Here is a 10280-nt window from a genome sequence, read left to right as displayed (position 1 = left end):
AACGCCGCTGAGTGCGTGCGCCGGGTTCTCTTCGTCATCGTCTGGTTTCCTTTGTAGGCATTATGCCTATCTCAGAACCCAGCGATTCCACCTAACCGACTGTCCAGATTTCCGGGGCCACCTCTCATGCCCGACATGGATGGATTCGATGTCGCGCGCGCCGTGAGAGCCGACGGCCAGCTCGACGACGTCGTCCTCGTAGCGCTTACGGGATACGCGGCAGAGTCCGACAAGTCCCGGGCATTGGCCGCGGGTTTTAACTATCACCTCACCAAGCCTTTATCACTCGCCAAGTTGCAGCACATCCTGGCAAACCGTGAAGATGGAAAACTCGGTGGCATTGTCTGATCTGGAATGTTTTGGCGGAAGGCAACCGACTACAACGACTGCCCGCAAAGCCCCACCAGGTTTGACTGCCTGACGACCAGTTCGATCTGGAGAGGGTCTACTGCCACCACGACGTGCCGCGCGCGCATGCGTGGCGCGTGAGCTCTGAGTATTGGCGCCATACGTGAAAACGCATATCAACACATATAGCCCCACTCAAATTAAACGACATATTCATTTAAAGTCAGAGCATTAGGCAATTTATGGAAATCGCCACCCAGGTGTCGTCGCGGCGGCCGACCGCCCGACCAATCCCGATCTCGAACGCTTCATGGCCCAGCGCGGGAGGGCGAGCGTCGAGCTTAAATTGAGCCATGTCGCCAGCATTTCCCAACCGACTGCGGTCGCGAAGCTGATCGAACAAGGCGCTGCTCATTCGGACAAGCACGCCTGAGTGCAATACATCGCCCGCAACTGGAGCGGTCGTCAGGCGGCGTTCATCGCAGCGTTATGACGAACGCCATCACGGCCGATGCTGGAATCTGCTCACTTGGAGGCCATACGCCAGCGCGCCGGTGTATGGCCGACAATTTTCCCGAAGACCGAAGTGAAATGACTCTGGCTTTTGAAGCCCAACATTTCCGATATATCGATGATCGAAAGATCGGTCTCTTCAAGCAGTCGCCGCGCACGCTCCATTTTCATTCTTGTGACGTAAGCGCTTGGCGTGAAACCCGTCGCCAGGCGAAATTGCGTCAGGAAGTGCATTCTCGTCAATCTGGCGACATTACTCAGATCGCGCAGATAAATCGGCTCGGACAGGTGGGTGTCAATGTATTCCGTCACTCGCTGGAGTCGCCAGTTGGCCAACGGCCCAACGCGAGCCTTGGTGGCAGGCCTCTGCACATTCAGTGCGATGCACCTCGATGCGATGGCGAGACTGATGCTTTCAAACACCAACTGATTGGCGGGACAATTTTCTTCACCAATTTCGAGCATCGCCTCAATCAGGTGACGAGTCGGCCGGTCGTCAAGGAAGGTGATATTCGACAGCACGATATCGCCGCTTGCCTGAACACCGAAGATATGTTCATGGCACTCCGACAGCAGTGCCTGAGAGAGGTAAAGGCGATAGGCGTCCGCAGCCTCTGTAAAAACAATACGGGTCGACTCACCCGGAGGAACGAGCAGACTGGAGCGAATGGGGACATTGCTCAGGGAAACTTCTTTCTTCCCGACCAGGAATCGCCCCGCGCTAACACTCCGGTTGACGGTGACAGTATGGGTGCCGTCGGTGAGTTCCTGCCTGAACTCAAGCGGCTGCTTCGGTTTAGGAAGGCTCCATTTGCTGAGGATTGCACGAAAATCTTCTTCCTGCGAACGAACTACCGGCCGCTGACTCCAGTGCGACTCCGGTATCGCTAATGAGCTGGTCGAATCGGCTTTCAACGGACCCTCCTCGAGACCTTCGCGGCGCACCGGCGCTCACATTTGTTTGTAATATATCTTACTCCGTGGAAATGAAATTGGAAGGTTGGCGATTTAATTCGCACGTCGCGGGGGCCGGTCCCTCTCGCTCCGCCGTCCGCTGACATCTGCCGGCAATCCCGAACGAGCGGATCGCGAATAGATCCACGTAATTACCACCCGTACTTCAGCTCAACGCCGACATAGTCCGAATTACTGCCGCCAAGTTCACGAATCGAGTTTCCGACCTGGAAACGGACCGCTTCGACCGATGCAATCAGATTCGCCGCGACGGTCCATTCGGCGCGTATCTGCGCGTAGGAGCCGGTCCATCGCGTACCGTGGCCGGCGGTGCCCGGAACGACGGCATTTCCCTGCTGGTAGATAGCGTCGTTCGTGGTCATCCGCCATTGAAACGCGACGGCGAACAACAAGGAGAGCTTGCTGGACGGCTTAAGCGTTAGCGAAGGCTTTACATGGAAAAGATTCGCGTAGCCGGTATACCCTGCGAGCGTGAAGTAGTAGCCGTTGGGGAAAAGGGGATTGAACGTCTCGACGCGCCCATCGTTCGGATGCCGATCACCCGATGCCGCATCGATCTGTACGCCGAATCGTGGAGTCCATGGCGAATTGAGCGTGTAGCCGAACAGCGAGCCCACTGCCCACGCATCGATCGTACTCGCGCCGACATGACCCGTCTGATACATCGACTCGACGTCATAGTCTGCAGCAGCGATCTTGCCCGTGTATCGCAGATCGAAAACGTTGCGGTGCTCGTCGCCTTTCGCATCGAGAAACTGCGCACCCGCGCGCGTGTAGAGCGAATAGTAGCCGGACAGGTCGCCCACGCCGACGCCCTGACGTTCGAAGCGCACGCCGCTGAAAGTCAGATGGCGGTTCGAGGCATCATCAAATGCAACGACGTCCCGATACTGAACCGGCCGCGTCGCATACCCGATGAAGCGCCACTTCTCATACTCGTAGTCCGCCCATACCGCGTCGTACGCTTGCCGCACATTCGGGCCATCGCGCACGGAGACAAACCGTTGCAGGTCGAACGCCATTTCCTGCCGGCCGACACGCAACTTAAATGTGCCGGGCCCGGCCGGGCTGACCCACGCCGCAAACGCCTGTTCGAGATCCAGTGGATTTTTGTCCGTCGGGCCGACCGTGTCCTTACCGAAGGCTCTCGCATCTTCGAGCTGGGCAAAGAACTGCAGGTACGGACCCAGCTGCGCGTCAGCATGAACCTGTATGCGCTGAATCAGCCAGGTGTCCGACTTCGCCACCGGACTCAATCCAAACAGCGGCGTGTCGCTGACCTCGAGTCGCTCACGCAGGTTGGCACCTAGCGAGAGCCAGGAATCCGGATCGCCGCCCAGCGGAATGTACTTGAGACTGTCGAGCGGCTTGCGCGGTACACAGGGGTCCCGAAGAACACTCCAGTCCTCCTGCCAACGATTGAACATGACGACTGGCCGCTTTGCGTCACACGTCTGCGTCGCCCCAGCCTCCTGCTGCGACGGTTGCGCTTCGTTATCAGCCCGCGCGTACTGACACAGGCCGAGGGCAAGCCCAGCAACGGCAATCCCGATGTGTGCCGCGACTTGCATCCGCATTGCCCTCCCGTCCTGTTAAAGGTTGTTCGCCCGGCCTGAATGAATGCGTCGTCGACGACAACCCTGTGTTGTCGCGCAATGAGCATGTCCGCGTAATCGACAAGATTCAGGAGGCTGGCTTGCCGGCCGCATTACGGCGCAACCACGCGCGCGTTGCCAGCGAGGCGAGTCCGACGACCGGCAACAGCAAAGCCCAGAAGCCGACATTCCGGTAGGCCAGCGCACCGGCGATCGCACCCAGCCCGAACGCGACGATGGCCGGGAGCATTTTCGCCACGCGCGCTCGCGATGCTCGCTTCGCATCTGCCGAGACGCGAGGCGAACACAGATCGAGCAGATCGAGGATTGCCTGGGTCACGTTGCCGGTCATCACGGTGTTCGGCACGCCGGGCCGCGCGACCAGCCGGCTGTGGGCGTTCTGCACACCCATTGCTGTCGCGCCGATCATCCCGCACACTACGACCGGCCAGCTCTCGGGGCTGAATCGGGTCCCGAGGTTGATCCCCGCAACACAGAACGCCAGCAGCAGAATCGCTTGTACGGCATAGAGCATGCATGCTCCCCGCATGGGCGTCCCGGGATTGCGGGTGCGGATGATGAGACTGCTCAGCACGACGCCGACGATGAAAGCGGGAAACGCCATCAGCTTTAAAAAGATGCCTTGCCCGTACCCCGCGACACCCCCGCCGATAAGCACGAAATTACCCGTGACATGTGCCGTGAACAGGCCGAACAGCGAGACAAAGCTGAGCGTGTCGACGTAGCCCGCGGTCGCCGAAAGCACGTTGTCGTCATTCATTGACCACCCTATCAAGAAGCATTAGCGAGAATTGGCCTCTCGAGCGTCGATGCGCTTTCGTCGTGATGACACGGTAAATCCTATTTCGCCGCTGCGTGAATTTCCGCGATGTATCCGCCCGGGAACTGAACGACCGCCGACTCGCGATGATCCGACGTGAAAGGCTGAACGAGCACGGAGACGCCGGCCGCTTGAGCCTTTTTCATGGTGTCGTCGAAGTCCTTCACTTCGTAGCCGGTCACTTCCCGCCCGTACGGGTATGGCAGATGGCCGTCGGTCGCGAAGACCGTCAGGTTGCCGAAGCCCGAGGTGAGCCGCACGCGCCGGAAGGTGTCGTTCGGGCGGCCGATCTCCACGCCCGGCGCATGATGATTGTCGGAGACAAGCTTGCCATGCGAGAACGCGAGCCAGTTCCTGACGAGCGCATTCGCGCTCGCCGGGGAAACATACACCCGATTTTCCGGCACGCTCTCAAGTGGGTCGTAGTTCGGCGCCTTCGTGTGCCAGTAGAGCTGCATGTGCACGCCACCCGGCCACGAAACGATCGCATCGCGTCCGATCGGGTCTGGGAAAGTGTCGACGATCACGTCGGCGCCGTGCGCCTTGGCCGACTTCACGGCGGCATCCATGTCCGAAACGAGATAGCCGGTGCGCTCGTCACCGAATGGAAATGGAACCGGTGTCTTGAAGCCGAATACCGAAATCGTTCCGACCGGTGTGAAGACCAGTTGCGACATTGTCTGGCTGGGAGTCGGCGTTACCTGAAACACACCCTGCTGCGATTTGTGGCCGCCAAATGTAGCGACGAAGCTGTCGGTGAACTTGTCGAAGTCCTCCGGGGCCACGTAGATGTGGGTCGTGTCGTATTGCGCGCCGACCGCGAACGATGTCGATTGTGGCTCCCCGCTGGCTGCCTCGGCGAATGATGTCGACGGTACAGCCGCAATCAGACCGAAAGCCAGGGCAACAGCGACGCCGAGAGATTGAACGTTATGCATAGTCGTAAATTTCCTGTCCCGTTATTCAGACGAGCATCGCTCGCCACTCGCCATCCAGGTGACCATCACGAACGCAGCGATGAGCCCCAGATGCTCGAAAAAGCTGTTCAGTGCAATGAATTGCGCTGCCCCTTCCAAACGCCAGAAGTTGTTTGCCACCAACATGGCCACCAGCGTCAACGCCGCCAACCCGCCCGCGCCGAGCCACGTGAACCGGTTGCAGATGATACAGAGCGATCCGGCAAGCTCCACGAAGATTGCAATGGCAGCCCATAGCCATCCAGGATGGAGGCCAAAGCGCACCTGCTCCGCGGCCGCGGCGTCGAAATGCAGCAGCTTGGTGACGCCGCCGATCAGGTACGCGGAGACGAGGCAAATCCGGACGAACGGCATGACCCACGGCTGACGCAGCAATACCACGACCCACGATGGATTATCCAACCCGGAGCCTCCCGTCAGACCGCCCAGCACGCGCATCCGAGTGCTCCCCAGAAGCCTTTATAGTCCGAGGTCGGTGCATTGCCGAGCCACGCGCGGCGATGATCGTGGCCGTGCACGTTGCACGCGCGAGCGCACCCGCATCCGGCCGCGACCTGCTGAAGCGGCGCGCCGGACTCGCCGTATTGCTTCCATGCGGCAAACCCGCCGTACGTTCGCACCGGCGACCAGTCGGGCATCGCGGGCGGCGGTGGATTGCCGTCCAGCGAAGCGAATTCGCCCGCGGCGTAGACCACCTTGCCGCCCACGACCGTCAGCAGCGATGAAGCGCCGGCGATGTCGTCTTCGGCGCAAGCGAAATAGTCGCGGTCGGGAACAATGAGATCAGCGAGCTGCCCCACGGCGATCTGCCCTTTCTTGCCGACTTCGTTCGAGAACCACGTGACCTTCTCGGTCCACATGCGCAGAGCCGTCTCACGGTCAAGACAATTGCGCTGCGGATAGATGCGCAGGCCGCCGACGGTCCTGCCGGTCACGAGCCACGATAGCGAGACCCACGGGTTGTACGACGCCACCCGGGTCGCGTCGGTGCCGGCCGACGTCTGTACACCTTTTTCGAGCATGCGCGCGACAGGTGGCGTACCCTCGGCTGCCTTTTCGCCGTAACGCTCGACGAAATACTCGCCCTGATAAGCCATTCGATGTTGAACCGCAATGCCGCCACCCAGCGCCGCAATGCGGTCCATCGACTTCTCGGTGACGGTTTCTGCATGATCGAAGAACCAGTTGAGTCCGGCTAGCGGCGTATCGCGGTTCACCTTCTCGAACACGTCGAGCGCGCGGCTGATAGTCTCGTCATAAGTGGCGTGCATGCGCCACGGCCAGCGGTTTTCCGCGAGCACGCGGATGACGCCTTCGAGATCGCCTTCCATTTCGGGCGGCATGTCGGGACGCGCCACCCGGAAGTCCTCGAAGTCCGCTGCCGAAAACGCGAGCATTTCGCCCGCGCCGTTGTGACGGAAAAAATCATTGCCGTCCTTGTACTTCGACGTCTTGGTCCAGTTGAGAAAATCCTCCTTCTCGCCTTTCGGCTTCTGCGTGAAGAGGTTGTACGCCAGCCGGATGGTCAGCAGTCCTTCGGCGTCCAGCTTCTGGATGACTTCGTAGTCTTCCGGGAAATTCTGCGAACCTCCGCCCGCATCGATGGCGCCCGTCACGCCCAGACGATTCAATTCGCGCATGAAGTGACGCGTCGAATTCAACTGGTAGTCCGGAGGAAGCTTGGGTCCTCTCGCCAGCGTCGCGTAGAGGATGCCCGCATTGGGTTTCGCCAGCAGCAAACCCGTCGGATTACCCGCGCTGTCGCGCACGATCTCGCCTCCCGGCGGCTCGGGTGTGTCCTTCGTGTATCCGACCACTCGCAGCGCCGCGCCGTTGAGCATCGCGCGGTCATAAAGATGGAGCATGAAGACAGGGGTATCCGGCGCGACAGCATTCAACTCCTCGATGGTCGGCAAACGCTTTTCGTCGAACTGATGTTCCGTGAATCCGCCGACGACGCGCACCCATTGCGGCGGCGGCGTAACAGCCACTTGCGCCTTGAGCATCTCCATCGCGGTCGCGAGAGAGCGCACGCCGTCCCAGCGCAGCTCCATGTTGAAATTCAGGCCGCCACGGATGATGTGAAGATGATTGTCGATCAGGCCGGGAAGCACCGAGCGGCCTTTCAGGTCGACCATGCGCGTACTGTCGGTCTTCAGTTGATTTATCTCGCTGTCGCTGCCGACGCCGGTGAATCTCCCGCCCCTGATCGCAACCGCAGTCGCACTCGGCTGCGATTTGTCCAATGTCGTGAACCGGCCATTGAAAAGAATCAGTTCCGGCGCATCTTGGTGGGATGTCATGAACGCTTCTCCTCGGATGAAATTCCCGCCCTGGGTTGAGACCGGCCGGAATTGCGGCCGGGCAACGCCCCGAATAAATGTTGATTGCAGTGTTCCTCATTCCACGCCACGCGAAAATGAGCCCCCGAGAGCATTTTTCTTGCGACGGGAATAATCTGCTCGCCCGCCAGGATGCCTAAAAGGCCGATCAACGCCACGACCGGCGGCGCCGGAGACGGCACGCCGATCCAACCGTAGACGAGGCCTATGAGAATTCCCGCAAGCAGTGACAGCACATACGCTTTCATCGATTCCTCTCCATGAATGCTCCCAGCGCGCCTCGCTTTTTCTTCCCACCGAAGCTTATGATTTTCTACTTCTAAATAGAAGAACATTCAGGATACTTAATGAATTAAAAATTCTTAATGGGCTGCACAGCTATTACGGATTTCGAGTGCCTCGACTATGCTTTATCCAGGGCCACGCGACGGCAATGGCACGCCTCGATCCGCCAGTAACGGACATGCCATCTATCGTGGCTCCAGTGACGGATATCAGGTGACGATCCCTGCAGGATCAGGGCGTAACGGTTGAAAACCTTCTACGAATGGACGACATCATGAGCAAAGAGAAACTGGAAGTGCTTACCCCAACGAATAGCCAGATCATCTTCATTGACCAGCAACCGCAAATGGCATTCGGGGTCCAGTCGATTGACCGGCAAACGCTAAAGAACAACGTGGTCGGTCTGGCGAAAGCCGCGAAGACATTCAATATTCCGACCACCATCACGACCGTCGAAAGCGAATCTTTTTCTGGCTTCACGTATCCGGAGCTGCTCGACGTTTTCCCCGACCATCCTACGCTCGAACGTACGTCGATGAACTCGTGGGACGACCAGAAGGTTCGGGATGCGTTGAAGAAGAACGGCCGGAACAAGGTGGTGGTATCCGGACTCTGGACCGAGGTCTGCAACACCACGTTCGCCCTTTGCGCGATGCTCGAAGGCGGATACGAAATTTATATGGTTGCAGACGCGTCGGGCGGGACGTCGCAGGACGCACATGACTACGCGATGCAGCGAATGATCCAGGCGGGCGCCGTACCGGTCACCTGGCAGCAGGTTCTGCTCGAATGGCAACGCGACTGGGCTCACCGCGAAACGTATGAAGACGTGATGAAGATCGCGAAGGAGCATTCGGGCGCGTACGGCATGGGCGTCGACTACGCTTATACGATGGTCCACAAAGCACCCCAGCGTACGCAAGCGAAGCACGAATCGCTCGCGGCCGTCCCGGCGAAGAGTTGAACCGGCCATCCCTGCTGACCCGACCCGAGCGGGCTCGCAGCCGGATTGGCTCAATTCCGCTGCCTGCCCGTTTGCGGCCTCCTCTTCCGGTTTTCACTGCACGCACCGCGCCAGCAGCAGATGACCGGACGCGTCAAACTATCAAGCTGAATGTCGACAAATGGAACCTTATATTTTCTCCCTTCTTGCCGGTCTTCTCGCCGGCACGATATACAGCGTAATTCGTGTGCGTTCGCCAGCGCCGCCCATTGTGGCCCTCATCGGATTACTGGGGATGGTGATCGGCGCACAACTGATCCCAATGGGACACCAGCTCGTGGCGAGCACGTCGCTTCTGTCGAAATAAATTCGGGCAGCGCCGATGTCACTCGCTGGCGAAGGCCGGATTGAGCATCCGTTTGTTCGCATGTTGCTCGTCTTTCCCTTGCGAATGAATGCCCTTGGTGACCGAATTCCCAAACAGAAAGAAGATATGAGCAGGTCAGGCACAGGCCGTTCTCATTCGTCCCATTGAGAACCGAGGATCAGACCGCAGAAGTTGATCCGGCTGTAGTCCGGATTACATCGTTCCATTACGTCCGCATTGACGTTGCCGAACGTTGTTTCCGGCCGCCACGTCATGCCGTCGGCGAGCGCGTCGATCACCAGCGCTTTGAACGCGCGTTCGCGTGGGTACGCACGGACCACCGCAGCGCGGTCGCTGTCCGATATTTCGTCGAAGTGCAAGGCCATCAAATCCGTCTCGACGCCAGCGTGCAGCAGGCCGACGAGCGGTGAGTCGAATCCGTCCAGGCCGAATGTCGAATGCAGCGTGATCGCGTACCATACATTGCGTACTTCCTGCTCGGCGATTCCATGCGACTTTAAAAAATTAAATGCGGCGTCCGCGCTGTCCAGTTCGAACCTGCGATTAGAGCCGCCAAAACGCGGCGCGAGTCCATGGTGGTGGAATACAGCGGCGACGAACAGCAGTTCTTCGGAAAAATCGTGCATCCTGTGTCGGCCGATAAGAGACGCGAACAGGAATACGCGGAATGCGTGGCCAATCAAAACACGAGGCATGTCCTGCTCAACGAAGGCGATCGCCCGCCGCGCCAGTTCACTGTCCGGTATCGCAACTCCTGCGACCTGCGCCGTCATTGCTTCTCCTTGTCCGGTCACATCCGGCGCCCGCTGCCTGGCGCCGGTTTCGACGATCACGTCGAAAGCATGGCGCCCACGCTGTAGCCCGAAATCGAACAGTCTTTCCATCAACAGGACGCGTATGGAGTGTAGGTCTAGTAGCCGCTAAAGGTTCTTAATTTTCTTTAAGCGTGCCGCCCAAACAAACAGCGCGTTCAACCGTTCAGGCAGTGCGACTTTGACTCCTTGACCAGTCTCTGGAGGCAACCATGGCTTTGACTCTGCAAACGATGACCGACGAGCAACGAAAGGCTGTGG

General features: G+C 59.1%; 12 protein-coding genes. 3 read left to right on the top strand and 9 right to left on the bottom strand.

Going from position 1 to position 10280, the window contains the following annotated elements; genetic code table 11:
* The first annotated feature begins 126 nt into the window (after positions 1-126).
* The gene (locus FQ755_RS24395; RefSeq protein WP_260858841.1) at positions 127-348 is read left to right on the top strand and encodes a response regulator; all 222 of its coding nucleotides are present in this window, start codon (positions 127-129) and stop codon (positions 346-348) included.
* A 223-nt stretch (positions 349-571) separates the two neighbouring features.
* On the opposite strand, the gene FQ755_RS24390 is transcribed toward FQ755_RS24395, so the two are convergent.
* The 8 genes from FQ755_RS24390 to FQ755_RS24355 all read right to left on the bottom strand — a co-directional run bounded on the left by FQ755_RS24390 (position 572) and on the right by FQ755_RS24355 (position 7839).
* On the bottom strand, positions 572-751 hold the full coding sequence (locus FQ755_RS24390; RefSeq protein WP_144157575.1) for a hypothetical protein: 180 nt from the start codon (positions 749-751) through the stop codon (positions 572-574).
* A 122-nt stretch (positions 752-873) separates the two neighbouring features.
* The gene (locus FQ755_RS24385; RefSeq protein WP_144157574.1) at positions 874-1776 is read right to left on the bottom strand and encodes a helix-turn-helix domain-containing protein; all 903 of its coding nucleotides are present in this window, start codon (positions 1774-1776) and stop codon (positions 874-876) included.
* Between the two features lie 191 nt (positions 1777-1967).
* Positions 1968-3413: an alginate export family protein gene (locus FQ755_RS24380; RefSeq protein WP_409937588.1), complete on the bottom strand. Its 1446-nt coding sequence runs from the start codon at positions 3411-3413 to the stop codon at positions 1968-1970.
* A 106-nt stretch (positions 3414-3519) separates the two neighbouring features.
* Complete coding sequence (locus tag FQ755_RS24375) at positions 3520-4212, bottom strand: YoaK family protein (RefSeq protein ID WP_144157573.1); 693 nt, start codon at positions 4210-4212, stop codon at positions 3520-3522.
* Positions 4213-4292: 80 nt separating this feature from the next.
* Positions 4293-5210, bottom strand: a complete 918-nt coding sequence (locus FQ755_RS24370) for a VOC family protein (protein WP_144157572.1) — start codon at positions 5208-5210, stop codon at positions 4293-4295.
* Positions 5211-5231: 21 nt separating this feature from the next.
* Positions 5232-5687 (bottom strand): DoxX family protein, encoded by a 456-nt coding sequence (locus FQ755_RS24365; protein WP_144157571.1) that lies wholly within the window; start codon positions 5685-5687, stop codon positions 5232-5234.
* Positions 5666-7552 carry an amidohydrolase gene (locus tag FQ755_RS24360; RefSeq protein ID WP_144157570.1) on the bottom strand — a complete coding sequence of 629 codons (1887 nt, stop codon included), beginning with the start codon at positions 7550-7552 and terminating at the stop codon, positions 5666-5668. Before FQ755_RS24360 ends, FQ755_RS24365 begins: the two co-directional genes overlap by 22 nt.
* Positions 7549-7839 carry a XapX domain-containing protein gene (locus tag FQ755_RS24355; protein WP_144157569.1) on the bottom strand — a complete coding sequence of 97 codons (291 nt, stop codon included), beginning with the start codon at positions 7837-7839 and terminating at the stop codon, positions 7549-7551. The genes FQ755_RS24360 and FQ755_RS24355 overlap by 4 nt, the downstream gene beginning before the upstream one ends.
* Positions 7840-8150: 311 nt before the next feature.
* On the opposite strand from FQ755_RS24355, the gene FQ755_RS24350 reads away from it, so the two are divergent.
* Together FQ755_RS24350 and FQ755_RS24345 are read left to right on the top strand one after the other, a co-directional pair.
* Complete coding sequence (locus FQ755_RS24350; protein WP_144157568.1) at positions 8151-8840, top strand: hydrolase; 690 nt, start codon at positions 8151-8153, stop codon at positions 8838-8840.
* Positions 8841-9000: 160 nt separating this feature from the next.
* The gene (locus FQ755_RS24345; protein WP_144157567.1) at positions 9001-9186 is read left to right on the top strand and encodes a DUF1427 family protein; all 186 of its coding nucleotides are present in this window, start codon (positions 9001-9003) and stop codon (positions 9184-9186) included.
* A 152-nt stretch (positions 9187-9338) separates the two neighbouring features.
* Here FQ755_RS24345 and FQ755_RS24340 read toward each other — a convergent pair whose 3' ends face one another.
* The gene (locus FQ755_RS24340; protein ID WP_260858840.1) at positions 9339-10091 is read right to left on the bottom strand and encodes a phosphohydrolase; all 753 of its coding nucleotides are present in this window, start codon (positions 10089-10091) and stop codon (positions 9339-9341) included.
* Between the last annotated feature and the right edge of the window lie 189 nt (positions 10092-10280).

It is taken from the genome of Paraburkholderia sp. BCC1885, from assembly GCF_900996235.1.
Classification (GTDB): Bacteria; Pseudomonadota; Gammaproteobacteria; order Burkholderiales; family Burkholderiaceae; genus Paraburkholderia.
Note: the sequence above shows the minus strand (reverse complement) of the source record. Positions and strands in the feature narration are given on the sequence as shown.